Here is a 19,536-nt window from a genome sequence, read left to right on the forward strand (position 1 = left end):
GACCAAAACTAGAAAAGTTAGGAACCTTGTACTTTAGTCAATGTCTAAGTAATTAACAGTAAAAAAATAATATAACTGGAGCAAAAAAATAATGTTTAACTTAAATCGTTGGCAATCTAGAACAGCTGCACTCATGGCTTTGAGCGTCACAGTCGGTACTGTAGCACCTTTCATTACAGCTTCACCATCTTTAGCTCAAACGACTTTTTCTGATGTTTCATCTAACTATTGGGCGGCACAATTTATTCAACAATTGTCTCAGCGAGGTGTAATTGCCGGATTTCCTGATGGTAGTTTCCGCCCAGAAGAACCGGTGACACGCGCTCAATTTGCCGCGATGGTTAACAAAGCTTTCCAAAAAGCCCAGCAACGGCAGCCAATCAGTTTTGCTGATGTACCTAGCAACTATTGGGCATCCAGTGCCATTCAGCAAGCTTATACCATTGGTTTCTTATCTGGTTATCCTGGAAATCGCTTTGAGCCTAATCAAGCTATTCCCCGCGAACAGGTTTTAGTTTCCCTCGCTAACGGTTTGGAATATACTCCTAGCGGTAATACCGAAAGCACTCTGCAATACTTCAACGATGCCTCTAACATCGCTAGCTATGCCCGTAGCCCGATCGCCGCAGCAACTGAAAGGAAAATTGTGGTGAACTATCCGAATGTGAACTTCCTGAATCCAACTGCAACCGCCACTCGCGCCCAGGTAGCAGCTTTTATCTACCAAGCATTAGTTAGTTCTAATCAAGCCTCAGCAATTAACTCACCTTATGTTGTGGCTGTCGGATCTACTACTCCAACACCCACATCAGTGACAATTGCTCAAGGGACTGCTATTCCTGTGAAGTATGACAAGGCAGAAAAAATTCTAGTTACAAAGGATGAAACATCACCCTTGACATTGACAGTATCCCAAAATGTGGTGACGCAAGACGGAGCCGTAGTGATTCCTGCTGGTAGTCAAGTTGTTGGTCAACTCAAACCTGCTACAGGTGGTTCTCAATTCGTTGCTGAGAAACTGGTTTTGACCAGTGGTCAAGAGTATCAGCTGAACGCTACTTCTGACGTGATTACCAAAACTGAAACCGTCAAGAAGGGTACTAGTCTTGGTTCAATTATCAAGAATACTGTATTAGGCGCAGGTGCGGCAACTGCGGTATCTGCTGTCACAGGCGATCGCGCCATTGCCACAGAAGAAGTCTTGGGTGGCGCTGGTATCGGTGCGTTGGTTGGTCTGTTCTTCGGTAAAAATAGTGTTGACTTAATCGCCATTGACCCAAATACCGATTTACAAATGACCATCAATCAAAACTTGTTGGTTTCACTAAGATAGTCATTAGTCATTAGTCATTAGTATTTACAAAGGACAAAGGACAAATGACTAATTTTGAACTTCCGGCAACCAAATAATAAATGTAGTTCCCGGCGCATTGGGTGAAGTGAATTTAGAGTTGATAGCAGGGCTGAAAACCTCAATTTCGCCCTGCATTTGCTCTATTAATTGTTTAGCGATCGCTAACCCCAAACCTGTGCCGGGAATTTCTGTTTGCGCTTGTACACCCCGATAATGCCGTTCTCCTAGATGTTCTAAATCCTGGGGTGGGATGCCAGGCCCGTTATCACTAATGACTATTCCCTGAAAATTAGCTTTTTCTTGCCCCGCTTGAATCAAAATTTTGCCCCCGGTGGGAGTGTATTTCAAAGCATTATCAATAATGTTAGTTAACACCTCTCGTAATGCTTTGACATTGGCACGTACTAGAGATGAATTCTCTTTAATTTCAGTTATTAGTTTTAGGTTTCGCTCTTGGGCGATCGCTTTGGCTGATATTAATAATGGTTCTAATATATCTGCTAGGGAGCAGTCAACTGCTTTGTCTCCCGTTCCCGGTAATAATAGCGGCGGTTTAGCGTCTTTTTGGATAGTTGCTTCTACAAATACTCCATCTTCCGGCAGATGTAGTGGTGCTAAATCTGCCTCTGTCAAGTCAATTACTTGTTCAAATTGTTGCAGTAATTCTTTAAGGCGATCGCTTTCTCTGACAATACTATTTGCCACATCCCGATTAGCGTCTGCTGGTCGTAGTCGTTTCAATAGCAGTTTGCCAAAAGTCCGTAACGCCGTTAATGGGTTACGAAACTGATGCAATAGGTTATCCAGCAAATCCCGCTGTTTTTCTTGGAGAATTTGTTGCTCGCGCAACTGTTGCTCAAACCATGCTCGCCGCTGATCTAAAATACAAGCGATCGCTAATGTTTGGGCTATCCGTTGAATCTGACTTTGCTCGTGTTCATTCCATACCCGATCTTTCCTACCCGTCACTAGTAACCCCATCATCACACCCTCATAAATCAGAGGTAAAACAATTTGGTTGCTACGAAGTAGATATTCCTCTTTGAGGTCGGCTTGAGACGCATCTGGTATCTCAGACTCCCGTGACGAAGTTGGAGATTCTGAACCCGGTGTCAATAACCTTCCCTGATGATTGGGTAATATAAACGCATTTCCAAGTTGAAGTTGCTTGTATGCCGTCGCTTCAATAGTTTCCTCTCCTGGCGGCAATAATGCTGTTTCCGGGTAAATTACCACAGGAATCAGTTTGGCATCGCCAGAAGGAGTATCTACCAATTCTTGTGTTAGGTACACAATACTTAAAGTTGCTCCTAGCCCTTGGGTTAGTAGCGCTATTTGCTCTCGACACAGAGCAAGAAAATCAGAACTGGCAGACATTAACATTTTTTAGCTCTTGCTCAAGATTATAGATTTTGAGGCATGATGTAAGAGAGGATACTTAATTTTTACCTCACTCATTTAATAAAGCTTAACTAAAATTTTCTTAGAGATGGTTTCTACTAGGGGATTATATTCTTACGTGATTTTATTTTCTTGATGTTTCAAAGATATTAACTTTCTTATATTAAAAGGTTAAAAACTATTGATATTCTGAACTAGAACCTATATAATGACGACGGATTTTGTAGCTATCACTACAATCTATAGCTTGAAAGAGGAGGACAATAGATTGGCAAGGAGACGCAAAAGGAAGAGTCGTCGTCGTCAGGAAGGACGGCGCATTTTGGAGCACGTGCCTCAATATAGCATCGAAAGTGGCGAAGAAAAGCCTGTCACAGCAGCGAGAAGATTCATTCAAGCTGAAGGGATTTTGCCACCAGCGTTGCTACTTGTAAAGCGAAATGAACACACTACAGATCGTTATTTCTGGGCAGAAAAGGGACTGTTTGGTGCTCAATACGTAGAGGAAAACCATTTCTTGTTTCCTAGTTTGAGGGTGTTAGAACCTTCGCCAGGTCAGGAACCTCTTGCTTTAGCTAGTAGGTGAACCTAATTAATGGTCATCTTAGGCATTGAATGTGGCTCCTGACTATTATTAACTGGCAAAATTGCTAAGTTTATGCAAAATTTAATTTTTTTTTAGTTTGTAGCTGATTTGCCAGTAAATCTAGTCCAGGCAGTTGGAAAGTAAACTTGTCTCAAACCACGCTAGATTGCATGGGTTGATACTATTTTGATGATGCAGAAGGGAGTGGGTATAGAGCCAAGCGCGTCTAAAAGTGCTAGTGAAGTTGCGCTCTTATGCCGTAGATGGTTAAGTAAGCTCTGTCAATGAATTTAAGTTAATGAATTTAAATTTTTCCCCACGACCAAAGTCGTGGGGAAAACTGGCAAAGCAGCAGTCTTGATTTTCTCCTAACTACTTTCCATTGCCTAAAGAGTAGGTTAGGTCAGAAGTCTGCATATCATAGTTAAGAGATGGTCGCAACAATCAACAATTATTTCCCAGGCTTGAGCTGTAGAGTCCTCTGCAACTCGCTGAGTTCATCTCGATGGGCGACTACAGTTATCTTACTTGAGGAGGTTTGTTCGCTCTGAGTTGTTTCTACTTTGAGCGACACCTTCTCAAGTCTTCCAGATTTTTTCCAATAAAATAGACCACTTAAAGGCGACAGCAGTACCATCGCCAAAACAAAGGTACTGAGGTTAGGAAAAAGCAGGTATGCCACCAAAGATAGACAAACAATCCCAGTAGCTGTCAATAAAGTTAGAAATATAGCTAAGAACCAGCTGGGACGAACATTACCTTCAAAAGTTACCTGATTTTGTTCTCGGTCTACCGCTGCCACTCGGTAAGACCGCGATCGAAAGTACTCTTTTAATTGAGACATTAAAACAGCTTCATCTTGCTCAGATACCAGTTGCGCTATTTCTATGCGGTCTTTAGTCGAGGCACGAATAAAGAAAAACAGCCCAACCGATAACAACAAGGTTAGCAGGAACGTAGATGGCAGAATAGCAGTATCCATAACTAATTGTTAGTGTTTGACTGGAGGAGACTTATTCATTATCAATGATTCGTTACTTTTTCCTCCCGTTGATGTAGTCTTGCCAAAGAAAAGCTAAATCCTGAGCTTGAACTTGCCATTCGGGAGAAACTTGGTACATCCGCCTGGGGCGCCCCCGTCCTTCGAGTTTCTTCCAATATCCAGTGATTGCCTTTTGGTCTTCTAGAAATTTGATTGCACTGTAAAGTACGGTATCTGAAAGCCGATAGACGGGATACTCAGTTTCTAATTGCTCAATCAACTCGGTTCCGTAGGATTCACCTTGTAATAAAACAGACAGTATGTAACAAACTGCTAGTTCCTGACAAAGGTAAGTTGGCGGAGGATTCTCAAAAAATTGATATATATCCTCAAGTTTCATGGTTAGTGAATGGCTAAAAAAATGCCTTAGGGTAAAGTCTACAATCCTTGTAGACAGTATACAGTGCTACTACTACGTGAGTAATACATATAAAGCTACTTAGACTAGATATCCATTGCGTAAACATCTGCGTAAACATCAAACAATTACCCACGCCTGTGAAGTTGTGGGGCGAGTTTGCGAGTTTTAGGGGCACAAAACAATGTACCCCTACTCAAGCTCGATACGGTGTGGTGAGGAGCGAACAGACAATGAGAGACTCAGTATCTTGGTGTTAACTGATGCCGAGCTGCTTAAGCAATAAAATGCCATCGAAGAAATTTTACAGGTAAAATGCTATTTTGTCTGTAAAGCTTAATAAACACTTTGTTTTACAGTGATTTTCCCAATGCAAATTCTAAAATATTAAGCTAAGGGATATATCTGAGATCGAGCTGCTACGTCGGTAGACATACTTAAGCAGTAACCATTTCTGATTTCCTCGATCGCAGAATTTCTTGTCTTATTTGACAAGTGTGATAGTAAATTTATCAAAGAAGGCGCTAAACATAGGGGAAAGAAGACAGGAGAGGGGAGACGTAGGGAAAGAACTCTCCGTGTCCTCGCTATCCCTTCGTCCTCTCCTCCTCGCCTTCTTTTATCAAGCACTCAGCATATTAGCGATCGCTATGTCACAAACTCCCGATGCCCCATCATCTTCCTCAAGTCTTAGGGCAATTGCCCAAACTTTTCGCCTTACAGGTTGGATTAGCTTCTGGATTCAGCTAGTACTAGGCGTTGTTTCTAGCATAATTGTGCTGCTGTTCGCCATCTTTAATCAAAGAACTGGCAGTCCTAGTAATAATCCTGGAACTGGCTTTGGCGTATTTTTAGCAATTTGTGGATTGGTTGTTTTAGGTGGGGGGATTTATTTAGCTTACCGTTACACGAGAATTGGCAAGCAATTGGAATCCTCCAATCCTAGCAACCGCCCTCGCAAAAGCGAGACTGTGCAAGTATTACGCTTAGGGGTGTGGGTAAATTTAGGAGGAACGCTGGTGACTCTTTTGGGGGCGCAAGCGATCGTTGGCACACTAGTAGCACGCTCCATATCTCCACAAGCAATAACTACCCAATTTTTTGACCCTACCCGAATTATTAGCGGTCTAGATATGCTTGTAGTACAGGCAAACACCAACACTGTCTCAGCCCACTTTGCAGGGCTGGTGGCGTCGCTTTGGTTACTCAATCGCATTAACCGACCTTAGAAAAGGCAGTCAGAAGAAAAGGTAATAGTCAAAAATCAGCAATTCTTTTGACTTCTTTTCTCCTCCTTTTCAAAGGTTGTATAGCAATAATTTAAATATGTTGATTGTACTTTTCCGAAATTATTAAATTAAATTACAGCGTGAAGAGTAATACTAGTTACTTAATATTAACAACCATCTAAAGAGTGATATTAGAATCGTTATCAGGGTAAATTAATTTTTATTAGAAGTCTTACACTAAGAAAAAACTAGAAATCTGGAAGTTTGGTATACAAGTACTTTTTAGCACATTGATGATTGGATTATGTAGTTCCCTAATCTTTATGGAACGCGATTATAGTCAAAACCAGGCAGTTTACTGGAGTGGTTTATCAGGCGTACTTGCCTACTGGCTACCCTCACCTGCAAACACTCAGGAATCCAGAAAATCGGAAGATTAATACTAAATTTTGGGTTTTAAATTTTTCTAGCTCTGGCCAGATTGGCAGGACAAAATTTAAATGGTTGCTTTTCTGCTCACAGCAAGCCAAAATCAGTATATGCTGATGTGTTGGCAGGTAGATAATAGGCTAAAAACTGAGAAAAATCTGTGCTGGATATCAAGCAAATACGGGAAAATCCGCAATTAGTTCAAGAACGATTGAATAGTCGTAGTGGTAAATACGACATCGAACCGATATTACTGTTAGATCGGCAACAACGGGAACTTGAGGGGACGCGTAGTCAACTCCAAGCCCGTAGCAACGAAATTGGTAAAATTGTCGGTCAGAAGATTAAATCTGGGATCAATCCTCAAGACCCAGAAATTCAAGCTTTGCGGGATGAAGGTAACTCTGTAAAAGTGACGTTGAGCCAACTAGAACCCCAAGAAAAAGACCTCAAAGCTGAAATTGCTCAACTTGTGTTGGCACTTCCCAACTTGCCAAGCGACTCTACACCCCTTGGTAAGAATGAGGAAGATAACGTAGAAGTGCGGCGTTGGGGTGATGAGTACATTCCCCAAAACCCGAATATTCTCCCTCACTGGGAAATTGGCGAAAAGCTGGGTATTCTCAATGTTGAACGGGCTGTAAAAGTTGCCCAAAGTCGCTTTGTGACATTGATGGGTGCTGGTGCGGCATTCGAGAGGGCATTAATTCAATTTATGCTGAGTCTCCATACTCAAGCTGGGTATGTGGAAGTCAGTCCGCCACTATTAGTTAACACTGAGTCTTTGACAGCGACCGGTCAGTTACCCAAGTTTGCGGAAGAAAGCTTTAAATGCGCTGATGATGACTTATGGCTGATTCCGACAGCTGAAGTTCCAGTTACAAATCTCTACCGAGGTGAAATTCTCGCTGCTGAAGATTTGCCTATTTACCACTGTGCTTTTACTCCCTGTTTTCGCCGCGAAGCTGGTAGTTATGGGCGCGATATGCGAGGATTAATTCGCCTCCATCAATTTAACAAGGTGGAAATGGTGAAGTTTGTCGAACCCAGTACGTCTTTTGATGAATTGGAGAAATTGGTAGGGAATGCAGAAGCAATTTTACAGGCATTGAAGTTGCCTTACCGAGTAGTAAATTTAAGTACTGGAGATTTGGGATTTGCCTCTACCAAAACTTATGATTTAGAGGTTTGGTTGCCCTCTTCTGGCAAATATCGCGAAATTTCTAGCTGTTCCAATACTATAGATTTCCAGGCACGACGGGCTGATATTCGTTTCAAAGAGGCAGGGAAGAAAGGTACTCAGTTCGTACATACCCTCAATGGTTCGGGTTTGGCTGTGGGGCGGACGATGGCAGCAATTTTGGAGAATTATCAACAACCCGATGGAACGGTGAAGATACCAGAAGTGTTGCAACCTTACTTGGGACGTGAAGTTTTATAATTTGTCATTAGTCATTTGTCCTTTGTCCTTTGTTAAAAACTAATGACCAATGACCAATGACCAATACCCAATGCCCAATGCCCAATGCCCAATTAGAATGGAGATAACTATAGCTTAATATCTTCACAATTTACTCTATGTCAGTTTTAGCAGCGATCGCAGTCTTGGCTGTTTTGATCTTGGTACACGAGTTGGGACATTTTGTTGCAGCCCGTTCTCAAGGCATTCTCGTTAACCGTTTTTCTTTGGGTTTTGGTCCAGTTCTTTTAAAGTACCAAGGTTCGCAAACCGAATATGCTGTCCGTGCCTTTCCCTTGGGCGGCTTTGTCGGCTTTCCCGATGATGACCCCGATAGCGATGTTCCACCCAATGACCCAAATCTGCTGCGTAACCGTCCAGTTTTAGACCGAGCGATCGTTATCAGTGCTGGAGTAATCGCCAATTTAATATTTGCCTACTTGGTGTTGGCTCTGCAATTGGGTATTGTCGGCATTCCCAAGGAATTAACCTATAAAGCTGGTGTTGCTGTACAGCCTGTTAATCAAGAATCTGTTGCCTATCAAGCAGGAATTCGGGAAGGAGATATTATTCTGGCTGTTAACGGCCAAGAACTCCCGGCTTCTGATAAATCAACTCCTTTGCTGACTAAAGAAATTCAAACTCATCCCAATCAGCAAATCGAACTGAAAATTCTGCGTGAAAACCAACAACAAACCCTGAAATTAACACCAAAATTGGGAGCCGATGGCAAAGGTGTAGTTGGTGTGGCGCTTAGTCCAAATGCTACAGCAGTTTATCGCCGGCCGAATAGTCCTTTTGAAATTTTCGGTCTTGCTGCTAATAGATTTCAACAATTATTTGTTGGGACACTCAGCGGTTTTGGGCAGTTAATTACCAACTTTCAACAAACTGCTGGACAAGTTTCTGGCCCAGTTAATATTGTCAAAATAGGTGCAAAATTAGCTGAAGACAATAGCGTGAATCTGTTGTCTTTTGCGGCAATTATCAGCATTAACTTGGCTATTATCAACATTTTGCCTTTACCCGCTTTGGATGGCGGACAACTCGCTTTTCTGCTGATTGAAGGTTTACGCGGTAAGCCTGTACCCTCCCGGATTCAAGAAGGTGTAATGCAAACTGGTTTGGTGTTACTCTTAGGGTTGGGAATTTTTCTGATAGTCAAAGAAACCACTCAATTAACTAGCCAATTGGAGTGGGTACAAAAATTATTCCAGTGAGCGTTACTACCCGCAAATCGTTATCTAAAAAGCAACGAGCGATTGAAATTTTAGCTCGTCTGAAGCGTCTTTATCCAGATGCTACTTGCTCTTTGAACTACTCAACGCCAGTACAATTGTTGGTGGCAACGATTCTCTCCGCTCAATGTACTGATGAGCGAGTGAATAAGGTGACACCAGCTTTATTTGGTAAGTTTCCTGATGCTGAGAGTTTAGCGATCGCTGACTTGGTAGAGTTAGAAACTTTGGTGCGTTCAACCGGGTTTTATCGCAATAAAGCCAAGAACATTCAAGCTGCCTGTCGGATGATTGTCACTGAGTTTAACTCTGTTGTCCCCAACCAGATGGAGCAATTATTAAAGCTTCCCGGTGTGGCGCGCAAGACAGCAAATGTAGTCCTAGCTCATGCTTATGGCATTAATGCTGGCGTGACGGTAGATACTCACGTCAAGCGCCTGTCCGAACGTTTGGGTTTAACTGAACATACAGACCCCGTTCGGATTGAGCAAGATTTAATGGGTTTGTTGCCTCAGCCTGATTGGGAAAATTGGTCAATTGGGCTGATTTATCACGGTCGTGCGATTTGTAAAGCCCGCTCTCCCGTCTGCGTTGCTTGCGAACTTGCCGATTTATGTCCTGCTGCAAATAAGCCAGTGGTTGTAGGGTAAGCGACACAAGTAACCCCAGAATTGATAGAGAGACTGTAGAATGGAAAACGGTGTCTTTAAATAAGTTAGAGAATATATGGCAAAAAAGAGCATGATTGAGCGCGAGAAAAAGCGCACCAAGTTGATCGAAAAGTATGCTGACAAGCGGGAAGCTCTCTTAGAAGAGTTCAGAAATGCAGCATCTCCTTTGGATAAACTAGAAATCCACCGGAAAATTCAACAGCTACCCCGGAATAGTGCGCCCACCCGCCACCGCAACCGTTGCTGGTTGACTGGTCGTTCTAGAGGTGTTTACCGCGATTTTGGGTTGTCTCGGAACGTACTACGAGAATGGGCACATGAAGGTCTTTTACCTGGAGTTGTTAAGTCTAGTTGGTAGTCAAGAGTCATTAGTCATTAGTCATTAGTCATTGGTAAAGAACAAATGACAAAGGACAAATGACAAATGACAAAATATTATTGACCACAACACTTATCAATTCCCAGACTTTCTAAGAGTAGATCGCTGACGGCGTTGGCGATCGCAAACTCTCCATAGAAGCTATTGGAAAAATCATAGGACTGCATCTCTGTAACAATGGCAATTACCAGAGAACCAAGGTCATTTTCTCCTTCCATCCGTTGACGCACAAAAATCTGTGCGGCTCGTTGAGCAATATTTTGGTTGACTGCTTCGGGGATAAATTCTGTATCTAGCCACCGTTGTAAGCGTTCTCGTAACCATTCACCTTCGAGTAGAGGGTTTTCGGGCGGTGGTAGGGTGATGGGTGGAATTGGTTGAGTCATCTTTTTTAAACGCAGAGGGACGCGGAGGGAAACGCAGAGGAACGCTAAGGTTGATTTTTTAGCATCAAATTGCGTTTCTCTAGTGTTTTTTTATATTTATTTATGCAATATGATATCGCGGCTATTGTTGAGGGTTATGCACAAGGTTATTTTCTCATGGCTGATGAGCGCGATCGCCTGAATTGGTACGGAAGTCGCGATCGGACTTTTATTCCATTGGATGAGCGGTTTCGTTATCCCAAGTCTTTGCAGCGCGTTTTGAATCAAGAACGGTTTACTGTGGCGATTAATCGGGACTTTCAAGCTGTGGTGGCTGGCTGTGCTGACAGAGAGACAACTTGGATTTCACCGGAATTGCAAAAGATTTACTGGCTGCTTTATCAGAGTGGTTATGCTTATAGTTTTGAAACTTGGCAGGGTGACGAATTAGCTGGAGGAATTTTAGGGATTGTGATTGGTGGAGCTTTTATTGGCGAGTCGATGTTTTACCGCATTCCCGAAGGCTCAAAGGTAGCGATGGTTAAGTTGGTGGAAAGATTGCGTCAGAGGAAATTTGTGTTTTTTGATGCTCAAATGATGAATCCCCATTTGGAAAGGTTTGGCGCTTATCGGGTTGGGGATAAAGAATATCAATCTTTACTTGAGCAAGCGTTGCAACGTGCTTGTAAGTTAGTCTAATTTAAGAAAAAAGCTTCGGATGCGATTGTTACTGATGTAGTAATGGCGGGAATGAAGGTATTGCCATAAAAAATGTTTTAATCATTACAATAGCGATCGCGCCCATTTTGTTTGGCACGGTACAGTGCTTTATCTGCTGAAGCAATGAGTGTGTCTGGCCTGATGTTCCAAATAGGTATGCGAGAGGTAATTCCTAAACTAACGGTGATGATATTCTTGACATCAGACTGTAGATGGGGAATAGCCAGAGTATGAATTGCTTGCTGAATACTTTCCGCTACTTTAATCGCTCCCGCTAAGTCAGTATTGGGCAAGAGTACCAAAAATTCTTCTCCACCGTAACGCGCCACCAAATCGGCAGGACGATGAATTGTCTGTTGCACTGTTTGCGCTATCCTCATTAGACAATCATCGCCTGCAAGATGACCATAGTAATCGTTGTAAAGTTTGAATTTATCAACGTCAAATATAATCAGTGACAAGGGTTGTTGTTCTCGTGCAAGGCGTCTCCATTCTGCTTTGAGTCGTGCGTCAAAGCAACGACGGTTAGCCAGCTGAGTCAAGCCATCTAAATTTGCCAGTTGTTCTAGTTTTTGATTTGCATCTTGGAGAGCCAATTCAATTTGTTTACGTCCAGTGATGTCGCGTATGGTAATAGCAAAACCATCATCTAGTTTGACTGCAACAAAGTGATACCAGCAAGAATTGCCTAATGGATGGTAGAAATCTCGTTTTAAAGCTTCCCCCGTTTCGACAAGATTAACGAAGTGATTAAAGAGTTCTGGTTCTAGATGAGCTAAGAATTCTTTGAATAGTAATTTGCCAATCATCTCTTCACATTTGCTTCCGAAGGCTCTAGCAATGACAGGATTGATAACTAAGCAACGAAAATCCTCAATGTCTCCGGTTGCAGGGTTGCGAACAGCTTGCATAGCGGCTACACCATCTAGCGAACTATTCAAAATACTGGCTAGGATTGCCCTAGACTGATACAGTATCTCTTCTGTTTCCCTACGTTTAATATTTTCTTGTTCTAGAAGCCGTTGCTGGCGTTGAATGGTTAACTGATTTTCTAGACGCGCTACAACTTCTTCCATCTGAAAGGGTTTAGTGATGTAGTCTATGCCCCCTGACTCAAAGGCTGTTACTTTATCGAACACATCATCTAAAGCACTAATAAAAATAACGGGAATAGTGCGTAGAACTTCATCGGCTTTCAGAGTTCTACAAACTTCATAGCCATCCATTTCTGGCATCTTGATATCTAAAAGAATGATATCTGGTCGCTTCGCCTTTACTGTTTTTAGTGCCATCCGTCCACTTGTGACACTGCGAACAGTGTAGCCGAGTTTGACCAGACAATCACTTAATAAATGTAAATTTTTGGGATTGTCATCTACTAGGAGAATATTACCTTTATTTTCTTTATCATAATTAAGATTCATTGCTTCTCAGGGGTTCGACTAAATCAACTAATTCCTCAAATTCAAATTGACGAGCAAGTTTTGTTAAAGATTTAATTAAAAAAGTTTCTGTTTTGGGAATATCTCTAATTAATTCTATGACACGATTAGTATTTGCTTCTAATGCAGCTTCATAGAACTGATTAATCCATTCTTGAGACATACAAACTAGATTTTTGGATGTTAAAGGATTTTTTTCTGTATATTCCAAATTTGAATAATTATTTTCAGCAAATATATATTTGACACCAAGATGTTTGGCTAGTGTGTCAAAAATTGTATGTTCTGCAAAAGGTTTGCGGAGAAAGTCATCACATCCGGCTGAAAGAACGATCGCTTTTTCTTCTTCTAAAACACTTGCCGTCAGAGCAATTATAGCTGTAGCATTCCCCTTGGTAGTGGACTTGATATATTTTGTAGCTTCGTAACCGTCCATAACAGGCATTCGCATATCCATCCAAATCAGGTGGGGTTCCCATTCATTCCAAATAGCGATCGCTTCTTTGCCATTACTAGCTTCTTTCATTTCAAACCCTAACGGTTGTAAAAGTTTAATTAATAATTTGCGATTAATAGGTTTATCATCTACTATTAATAGTTTATATATAGATTGTCCTGGTGCAAGTTCTAATACTTTTGGATGTACTTCTAAAGTACTGTTATTAATTTGTTGACCTAACCTTGCTTGAATATAAAATTTAAAAGTTGTCCCGACACCTAATTTACTTTCAACAGAAATATCTCCTCCCATTAACTGAATAAACTTGTGACTAATTGCTAAACCTAAACCCGTTCCTTCTTGGGATTCTTTTCCAGCTTGTGCTTGAGAAAAAGCATTAAATAATTTGGGTAATTCTGCGGCTGCAATCCCCACTCCTGTATCGCAGACTTGAAAATCAAGAGTTAAAATATCTGTAATTTCTTCACTAGTATTATTTACGGTTAAACTAATTGTTCCTTTTTGAGTAAACTTGATGGCATTAGTAATCAAATTAATTAATACTTGCCGGAGTTTTAACTCATCTGTGCAAATATAACATGGAACATTTTTACTACACTGAAATATTAAATTTAAGCCTTGATTACTTGCCTGTAAATGAAGCATATCTTCTAAGTCATCTAGCAAGCGATATAGATCGAAGTCTTTAGGATTAAGAGTAGTTTTCCCCGCTTCTATTTTTGATAAATCGAGAATATTATTGATGAGCGTTAATAAATAATCACCACTGTGATAAATGATCCCAGCATTTTCATAATGCTCGGCAGGCAAGTTTTTAGCCCGTAACATTAACTGAGAAAAACCTAGAACAGCATTGAGGGGCGATCGCAACTCATGACTCATATTTGCAATAAATAAACTTTTAGCTTGATTTGCTACTTCGGCTTTTTCTTTAGCAATGGCTAACTCTGCTGTTCTCTCCTGTACCCGTTGTTCCAAAGTTTCCAAAGATGTTTGTAACTGAAGTGCCATGTTGTTAAACGATTTTGCAAGTTGACCTATTTCGTCTTTTGATTTATTTTTGGCGCGGATATCTAAGTTACCTGCGGTAAACTGAAAAACTATATTGGTAAGGTGAATTATTGGCTTTGTTAGCAATTGTCCAATCACAAAAGCGATGATTGTCACTACTCCAGCGATAAATGCAAATAGAAAAATTGTGTCACGAATTTGCTTTTCTACAGGTGCTAGAGCAACGGCAAAGGGTCGTGCAAACAACACAGACCAAGGTTTATATTGCAAACGAGCGATCGCAATCAGATTAACCCAATCGCCTGTTGCTTCCAAGGATGCAATTAAATACGACTGTTTATTATCTAATGCTTGTTTAAGTTTTGACTCATTAGTTGCCAATTCTTTGACAGAAGAATTAGGCAAACGACCTTCCTGTTGCAGTTGAGTTACAACATCGTCAGGCAGAGGCACAATTGATTTAAAAAGCAGTTTTGGTGCAGTGCTATGTGCTAGATAAATATTATTGTCATCTAAAAGAATCGCAAAAGATTTTTCCCCAGCCCGTTCGGTTTGTCGAGTTACTAACTGCTGAACAACAGTCGCATTGTATGAAACACGCAATATACCCAATATATCTCCCTTGGCATTGCGAACTGGACTACTAAAAAAGAGGGTAATAAGATCGGGAATTGTCGGCGATCGCTTCATGCTAGAAACAAAGGAGAAACCAGTTTGTAGCGGTTTTTTAAAATAATTTTCAACTGATTCATCTTTGCCAATATTCAGTGTACGTGTATCTAATACATTTTTCCCGTTTAAGTCGAGCAAAGCATAAGAGAGAATATTGAGCATATCTTTGCGACTGAGACGGATTAATGTTTCTGTCGCCAATTGCATTTCGGGGCTGTCATCTCGCTGTTTTGGAGTTAGGCTGAGGTAGCGTGCCAAACCTGGTAAAATCGCCTCCACGCGCACGGCATTGAGATTTCCATCAATAAAGGCATCTATTCTGTTAGCGGTTTCGTTAGCCGCCGCAGATAGGGCTTGTCGGGCGTTGTCAGTTAGTGCTTTTTCGGTTGTCTGTTTGTTGACAAATGCCAATAACAGCAACGGAATCAAAGCAACAACAAGAAACGAGGCGATCAACTTTGTACGGATGCTGTCAAAAAAGGAGTGCTGCATAGCTTCAAACTAGGGGGGATTCAAGAAGGAAGAATTGAACAAACTTTTTAGCTCAGGAATACGTGTAATGTTTCCAGAGCGAATAAAAAAGTCTGCATATATCTTCGCAGTTTTGTAAATGGAGTTAGGGTTGTTAGATTGAAAATATTTTTGATTTTCACCTAAATCAGTTAAATTTATTCCCTCTAGAGAGAGAGTATCGATCGGAATTTTTAACGCTTTGCTGACGATCGCTTTTCCTTCCTCAACATTTGCTTTCCAGTAGGTCGAGGCTTGCAGCCATCCTCGCACAAATGCCCGAATGTCTTCGGGGCGATCGCGGATTGTCTCACCGCGAAAGATAATTAAATCTAAAATCAAGCCAGGGGTTTGCTTGCTAGTAAATAGGATATTTCCCCCTAATCTCATCACTTCAGAGAGATAGGGTTCCCAAGTGTGTCCGGCTTGAATTGTATTATTTTTCAGGCGTTGAGGAATTTCTAAAGCCTCTAATTGAACTAAGTTCACATCATCACTGGTTAAATTGGCAGTTTTCAACATTTCAGTCACGAAAACTTCGCTAAAACCACCTAGATTTGCACCCAGCTTTTTCTTTTTCAAATCAGCGACGGTTTTAATTTTTGATTGGGCGACTACCACATCTGCTCCTATTGATTCATCTATAACAATCGCGCCTTGTATATCTGGATTTGTGGCACTCAAGATGATAAAATTTCCCAATGACGATGTAATCCCATCATACTTACCCGCATTGAAGTTTGCTTGTTCCAATTGGGCGTATTGTGTATGAATTAGTTCCACATCTACCCCTTGGGCTTTGAAGAATCCTTTTTTTTGAGCAATGATGCCTGGAAGCTCTCCAACAAAAGATCCAAATATTACTTTCAATGGAGGGCGTTTTACTTCAGTTGGTACGGAAGTATTACAAGCAAGTAGTAAACAGGCTGTAATCAGGAAAATACTAATGTATCTGAGCGGTTTAAGCATAGAATTTTTGATGTTTTTTAATTATTGTTAATCAAAGATTCAGCTAAACAAACTAATTGTTCAAATTTAAATTTCCGTGTAAATTTCGTCAGTAATTGTATTCAAGGAGTTTTGTTTGTTGGAATTGCTTCAAAGTGGCTTGATAATTTAATTCACAGGTATTGTTTTGCAGCCGCCCCAACAAGGTATTATGGTTCAAATCAATGAAAAAGGCTGTAATTGCAAAGAGAGCGATCGCTCTTTTCTACTGTTATATTAGTCTTTAAATAATCCCGTACCCAATCACAACTGTATTTCAGCAGGTTGAGATGGAGAATTTGTTGGATATCCCACATAATCACAAGTTGGTCATCTCCGCCAGAGGCGAGGGTTTTGCCATCGGGGCTAAAGGCAACTCGCCACACCGCAGATTTGTGCCCTTTGAAGATGGTTGACAATTTACCATCGATCGTCCAAAGACGGATAGTGTCATCAATACCGGCAGCGACTATCCAGCGGCTATCCGGGCTGAAGCGGACGCTTTGTATGGTTGCAGTATGTGGTAGCGTTCTCACCAGTGTTGCATCCCGCTTCCAGAGCTTGACTGTGCGATCGATGCTAGATGAGAGGCTCGGATTGCTTGTACCAATGCATCTAAGTGTTGATTGGAATTAAAACTCCCATTGGAAGCAGATGCGATCGCTCGTACCTCATTCAGTGATGCTTGTCGATCGGCGTAGATTGTTGTGAACCCCAAGACAATAACTGCTAGTAGGGCCAAGCTTACCCCTAATAAGAGTCGTCGCTGAAGCCGAGCGCTCTTTTGCTCGCTCGCCAATCGCGCTTCAGTTTCTTTGAGCCGTTCTACTTCCATTTTTTGTTGAGCTTCCCGACGCTCTAATTCTTGGCTGGCTGCTAAAAATCGATAGTCCAAATCGCTGAGACTTTTACGCTGAGTCCAATCTAAAACCTCTTGTAAGGCATTCCCTCGCAGCAGGCGTGACTCATCTTGAAAGCCCGATGCTACCCAAGCATTGAATGGCTGTGAATAAGGGCGCAAATTGTCTAATTGCTTTAACACCCATTCAGTATTGAAAATATTCCGGTAGATCGGATTTTTAATTCTGAGATAGCCATTGTACTTCTCGACCAATCCCGATAGTAAAAGCTCCGTCTGTTCTCGACTATCATCGGTAGGCACTGGAGATATTGGAAGTAGAAGATGCAAAAAGTCGCTAGTATCTTTCCTTTTTGCGTCTCCCCATCCACCCATCCCCCCATCCTCTATTTCCTCGGCTTGCAATATCTGCTGATAAAGACTCAGTAACCTTCCAGTTTGTTGTTGGTTGAAAAGTAAGCGATCGCGAATCGTGCGGAGGTGTTCGGGTTCATCTTGTGATTCCCAATGTTGGATAATCTGCGATCGCACCAATTCTTCTACCCAATACGCCTCAGTTTTTGAGGGTAGGAAAATTTTCCGCTCTGATGTCTTTAAGGCAGCTTGGAGAATTAATTGACAGAGTTTTTGAGTGAGAAACGGTTGTCCTCCTGTCCAATAGATCGCCTCTTGCAGCACAACTTCTGGTTGACTGATTGCTCCTTTTAACCCATTTAGCAATGGGCTAGCTTCATCCAATCGAAAGCCGTATAACTCAATAGCTGTCCCAATATTAAAAGGTGTCCGGCGTTTGTCAGCAATTAAATCAGATGGACTGGCGACTCCAAACAATGCAAATCCCAGACGTTTAAAATTCGGATCGTGTGCCTGCTGATTGTAGCAATGACGAATCCAGGCAAAAAAGTCATTGACGGGAAAATTCAAACTCAGCAAACTATCAATTTCATCAATTAAAATAAAAATGCCTTTAGCCTTGCCGTCTCCTTCACAATCGCTCTTGACATTTGGCAGCAATACTTCCTCAACAAACTGGTGTAGTTTTTGTACAGGAGAAAGACCTGTTTGCATATTCCACCATTGCTTAAAGTTGACGTGTTCCGCCAGATTTAACCCGTAGAAAATGCTGACAATGATTCCCTTATACCACTGTGCTGATGTGGTATCTTCGCTACCCAATTGCGTCACATCTAAGTAAACACATTTATAGCCTTCTGACTTGAGACGACGACTTATTCGCTGTAGTAGGGATGATTTACCCATTTGGCGGGAGTTGAATACGTAGCAAAAATCACCATCTTTCAGACTTGTATAAAGTTTTTCGTCTGCCTGACGCACAACATAGCTGGGATCGTCACTGTGGAGGCTACCGCCAACTTGGTATCTCATGTGCAAAGTGTGATTAGAAAAGGAAGAGATAAAGAAGGAGTCAGAATTCAGGATTCAGAATACTATATCCATGCCACACTATCCCGTTCGTGAAGTGTCTTGTAGAGTAAGACGGTGAGGAATGGGTATGCAGTAGATGCGATGCCTACGGCGGTCACTGAGCGCAGCCGAAGTGACCGCTACGCCTACACAGATGGGAAAACGACGGCGCAATGGTTTGCCTTTCGCCAAGATTATGATTTACTGATTTTAAATTGGATGTTGACCAAAGTCAGTGGGTTGATTAAATCCGCCAAATTTCTGAAAGCAATTTCGTCTTTGTCTAACCATCGCTAGCCTTGACCCGGAAAACATGGCAGATTACTTGAATAAGTACCAAAAGTCTGACAGGAAAACCATACTAATGAGAATTTGGACTACTACTGCTGTGCTAGCTGCTTTTTGGCTAATATCTGGGGTCATCGGTTCTAAGCCAATCAACGCTACTTCTGTTTTGGTAGAAAATGCCATATCATCTCCGGCGTCAACGAATACAAAACAAATTACTGTCAGTAACACCGAGTTTGGTCTGAAGAGAGTTGACTCCAAAGGAAACGTTACCATTTTCCAGACAACAAGAGTGCCACTTCAGGAAGGAAACACCTACGGGTGGCGGATTAAACTCAAAAACTACCAAGGTGAAGTGAAATGGCGTGAAGTCTTGTATTTACCAAAACCTCCAGAAACTTGGGGTACAGATAATGGTGAAGATTTCTCAATATCAGCAGACGGCAAGACATCTGTAACACGACGCACACAGTCAGATCCAGAAGGTGTAATTGAGAATTTTTGGACAATCGCCCCTGGCGATCCGGTTGGTAAGCATAGAATAGAAGTCTATATTGATAACCGTTTGATCGGTACTTTCCAGTTTGAAGTTATTCCAGTTAAGTAGAGATGAAGGGCATTAGGCACAAGAGGCACATGAGGCAGAGGGGC

The 19,536-nt window shown here is 41.7% G+C and carries 19 protein-coding genes; 10 read left to right on the plus strand and 9 right to left on the minus strand.

Going from position 1 to position 19,536, the window contains the following annotated elements:
- Positions 1-91: 91 nt before the first annotated feature.
- The gene (locus AC1F2U_RS27870; RefSeq protein WP_480264083.1) at positions 92-1,333 is read left to right on the plus strand and encodes an S-layer homology domain-containing protein; all 1,242 of its coding nucleotides are present in this window, start codon (positions 92-94) and stop codon (positions 1,331-1,333) included.
- Positions 1,334-1,381: 48 nt separating this feature from the next.
- Here the strand turns inward: AC1F2U_RS27870 and AC1F2U_RS27875 are convergent, their stop codons facing one another.
- Entirely contained in the window at positions 1,382-2,737 is a 1,356-nt protein-coding gene (locus AC1F2U_RS27875) for a sensor histidine kinase (RefSeq protein ID WP_480264084.1), read from the minus strand.
- A 286-nt stretch (positions 2,738-3,023) separates the two neighbouring features.
- On the opposite strand from AC1F2U_RS27875, the gene AC1F2U_RS27880 reads away from it, so the two are divergent.
- Positions 3,024-3,341 (plus strand): DUF3155 domain-containing protein, encoded by a 318-nt coding sequence (locus AC1F2U_RS27880; RefSeq protein WP_041566316.1) that lies wholly within the window; start codon positions 3,024-3,026, stop codon positions 3,339-3,341.
- Between the two features lie 451 nt (positions 3,342-3,792).
- On the opposite strand, the gene AC1F2U_RS27885 is transcribed toward AC1F2U_RS27880, so the two are convergent.
- Positions 3,793-4,323: a cofactor assembly of complex C subunit B gene (locus AC1F2U_RS27885; protein ID WP_480264085.1), complete on the minus strand. Its 531-nt coding sequence runs from the start codon at positions 4,321-4,323 to the stop codon at positions 3,793-3,795.
- Positions 4,324-4,375: 52 nt separating this feature from the next.
- Positions 4,376-4,723: a PadR family transcriptional regulator gene (locus tag AC1F2U_RS27890; protein ID WP_480264086.1), complete on the minus strand. Its 348-nt coding sequence runs from the start codon at positions 4,721-4,723 to the stop codon at positions 4,376-4,378.
- Positions 4,724-5,391: 668 nt separating this feature from the next.
- Between AC1F2U_RS27890 and AC1F2U_RS27895 the strand changes: the two genes are divergently transcribed.
- From AC1F2U_RS27895 to rpsN, 5 genes are all read left to right on the plus strand, one after another.
- A complete protein-coding gene (locus tag AC1F2U_RS27895; protein WP_322727586.1) occupies positions 5,392-5,970 on the plus strand; it encodes a DUF3611 family protein in 579 nt (192 codons plus the stop codon).
- A gap of 589 nt (positions 5,971-6,559) precedes the next feature.
- On the plus strand, positions 6,560-7,840 hold the full coding sequence (gene serS / locus AC1F2U_RS27900; protein WP_480264087.1) for a serine--tRNA ligase: 1,281 nt from the start codon (positions 6,560-6,562) through the stop codon (positions 7,838-7,840).
- Between the two features lie 137 nt (positions 7,841-7,977).
- Positions 7,978-9,078 (plus strand): RIP metalloprotease RseP, encoded by a 1,101-nt coding sequence (rseP, locus tag AC1F2U_RS27905; protein ID WP_480264088.1) that lies wholly within the window; start codon positions 7,978-7,980, stop codon positions 9,076-9,078.
- Entirely contained in the window at positions 9,054-9,746 is a 693-nt protein-coding gene (gene nth / locus AC1F2U_RS27910; protein ID WP_334899610.1) for an endonuclease III, read from the plus strand. Before rseP ends, nth begins: the two co-directional genes overlap by 25 nt.
- Before the next feature lie 76 nt (positions 9,747-9,822).
- Complete coding sequence (rpsN, locus tag AC1F2U_RS27915) at positions 9,823-10,125, plus strand: 30S ribosomal protein S14 (protein WP_480264089.1); 303 nt, start codon at positions 9,823-9,825, stop codon at positions 10,123-10,125.
- Positions 10,126-10,202: 77 nt separating this feature from the next.
- Here rpsN and AC1F2U_RS27920 read toward each other — a convergent pair whose 3' ends face one another.
- On the minus strand, positions 10,203-10,532 hold the full coding sequence (locus AC1F2U_RS27920; protein ID WP_012410384.1) for a hypothetical protein: 330 nt from the start codon (positions 10,530-10,532) through the stop codon (positions 10,203-10,205).
- A 102-nt stretch (positions 10,533-10,634) separates the two neighbouring features.
- On the opposite strand from AC1F2U_RS27920, the gene aat reads away from it, so the two are divergent.
- Complete coding sequence (gene aat / locus AC1F2U_RS27925; protein ID WP_480264090.1) at positions 10,635-11,210, plus strand: leucyl/phenylalanyl-tRNA--protein transferase; 576 nt, start codon at positions 10,635-10,637, stop codon at positions 11,208-11,210.
- A 77-nt stretch (positions 11,211-11,287) separates the two neighbouring features.
- On the opposite strand, the gene AC1F2U_RS27930 is transcribed toward aat, so the two are convergent.
- The 5 genes from AC1F2U_RS27930 to AC1F2U_RS27950 all read right to left on the minus strand — a co-directional run bounded on the left by AC1F2U_RS27930 (position 11,288) and on the right by AC1F2U_RS27950 (position 18,558).
- Positions 11,288-12,655: a diguanylate cyclase domain-containing protein gene (locus AC1F2U_RS27930; RefSeq protein WP_480264091.1), complete on the minus strand. Its 1,368-nt coding sequence runs from the start codon at positions 12,653-12,655 to the stop codon at positions 11,288-11,290.
- Positions 12,645-15,308 (minus strand): ATP-binding protein, encoded by a 2,664-nt coding sequence (locus AC1F2U_RS27935; protein WP_480264092.1) that lies wholly within the window; start codon positions 15,306-15,308, stop codon positions 12,645-12,647. Before AC1F2U_RS27935 ends, AC1F2U_RS27930 begins: the two co-directional genes overlap by 11 nt.
- 9 nt (positions 15,309-15,317) lie before the next feature.
- A complete protein-coding gene (locus AC1F2U_RS27940; RefSeq protein WP_480264093.1) occupies positions 15,318-16,295 on the minus strand; it encodes an ABC transporter substrate-binding protein in 978 nt (325 codons plus the stop codon).
- Positions 16,296-16,495: 200 nt separating this feature from the next.
- The gene (locus AC1F2U_RS27945; protein ID WP_480264094.1) at positions 16,496-16,849 is read right to left on the minus strand and encodes a WD40 repeat domain-containing protein; all 354 of its coding nucleotides are present in this window, start codon (positions 16,847-16,849) and stop codon (positions 16,496-16,498) included.
- Positions 16,846-18,558, minus strand: a complete 1,713-nt coding sequence (locus tag AC1F2U_RS27950; protein WP_480264095.1) for an AAA-like domain-containing protein — start codon at positions 18,556-18,558, stop codon at positions 16,846-16,848. Before AC1F2U_RS27950 ends, AC1F2U_RS27945 begins: the two co-directional genes overlap by 4 nt.
- A 141-nt stretch (positions 18,559-18,699) precedes the next feature.
- Between AC1F2U_RS27950 and AC1F2U_RS27955 the strand changes: the two genes are divergently transcribed.
- Together AC1F2U_RS27955 and AC1F2U_RS27960 are read left to right on the plus strand one after the other, a co-directional pair.
- The gene (locus tag AC1F2U_RS27955) at positions 18,700-18,894 is read left to right on the plus strand and encodes a hypothetical protein (RefSeq protein ID WP_480264096.1); all 195 of its coding nucleotides are present in this window, start codon (positions 18,700-18,702) and stop codon (positions 18,892-18,894) included.
- 67 nt (positions 18,895-18,961) lie between these two features.
- On the plus strand, positions 18,962-19,492 hold the full coding sequence (locus tag AC1F2U_RS27960; RefSeq protein WP_480264097.1) for a hypothetical protein: 531 nt from the start codon (positions 18,962-18,964) through the stop codon (positions 19,490-19,492).
- The last annotated feature ends 44 nt before the right edge of the window (positions 19,493-19,536 follow it).

The sequence above is a fragment of the Nostoc sp. LEGE 12454 genome (assembly GCF_056620565.1).

What these genes read in the sequence shown, in the direction of transcription:
- AC1F2U_RS27870 (WP_480264083.1), top strand. Translation starts at nt 92, where the DNA reads ATGTTTAACTTAAATCGTTGGCAATCTAGAACAGCTGCACTCATGGCT.
- AC1F2U_RS27875 (WP_480264084.1), bottom strand. Translation starts at nt 2,737, where the DNA reads ATGTTAATGTCTGCCAGTTCTGATTTTCTTGCTCTGTGTCGAGAGCAA.
- AC1F2U_RS27885 (WP_480264085.1), bottom strand. Translation starts at nt 4,323, where the DNA reads ATGGATACTGCTATTCTGCCATCTACGTTCCTGCTAACCTTGTTGTTA.
- AC1F2U_RS27890 (WP_480264086.1), bottom strand. Translation starts at nt 4,723, where the DNA reads ATGAAACTTGAGGATATATATCAATTTTTTGAGAATCCTCCGCCAACT.
- AC1F2U_RS27895 (WP_322727586.1), top strand. Translation starts at nt 5,392, where the DNA reads ATGTCACAAACTCCCGATGCCCCATCATCTTCCTCAAGTCTTAGGGCA.
- rseP (WP_480264088.1), top strand. Translation starts at nt 7,978, where the DNA reads ATGTCAGTTTTAGCAGCGATCGCAGTCTTGGCTGTTTTGATCTTGGTA.
- rpsN (WP_480264089.1), top strand. Translation starts at nt 9,823, where the DNA reads ATGGCAAAAAAGAGCATGATTGAGCGCGAGAAAAAGCGCACCAAGTTG.
- AC1F2U_RS27920 (WP_012410384.1), bottom strand. Translation starts at nt 10,532, where the DNA reads ATGACTCAACCAATTCCACCCATCACCCTACCACCGCCCGAAAACCCT.
- aat (WP_480264090.1), top strand. Translation starts at nt 10,635, where the DNA reads ATGCAATATGATATCGCGGCTATTGTTGAGGGTTATGCACAAGGTTAT.
- AC1F2U_RS27930 (WP_480264091.1), bottom strand. Translation starts at nt 12,655, where the DNA reads ATGAATCTTAATTATGATAAAGAAAATAAAGGTAATATTCTCCTAGTA.
- AC1F2U_RS27935 (WP_480264092.1), bottom strand. Translation starts at nt 15,308, where the DNA reads ATGCAGCACTCCTTTTTTGACAGCATCCGTACAAAGTTGATCGCCTCG.
- AC1F2U_RS27940 (WP_480264093.1), bottom strand. Translation starts at nt 16,295, where the DNA reads ATGCTTAAACCGCTCAGATACATTAGTATTTTCCTGATTACAGCCTGT.
- AC1F2U_RS27950 (WP_480264095.1), bottom strand. Translation starts at nt 18,558, where the DNA reads ATGAGATACCAAGTTGGCGGTAGCCTCCACAGTGACGATCCCAGCTAT.
- AC1F2U_RS27955 (WP_480264096.1), top strand. Translation starts at nt 18,700, where the DNA reads ATGCCTACGGCGGTCACTGAGCGCAGCCGAAGTGACCGCTACGCCTAC.
- AC1F2U_RS27960 (WP_480264097.1), top strand. Translation starts at nt 18,962, where the DNA reads ATGAGAATTTGGACTACTACTGCTGTGCTAGCTGCTTTTTGGCTAATA.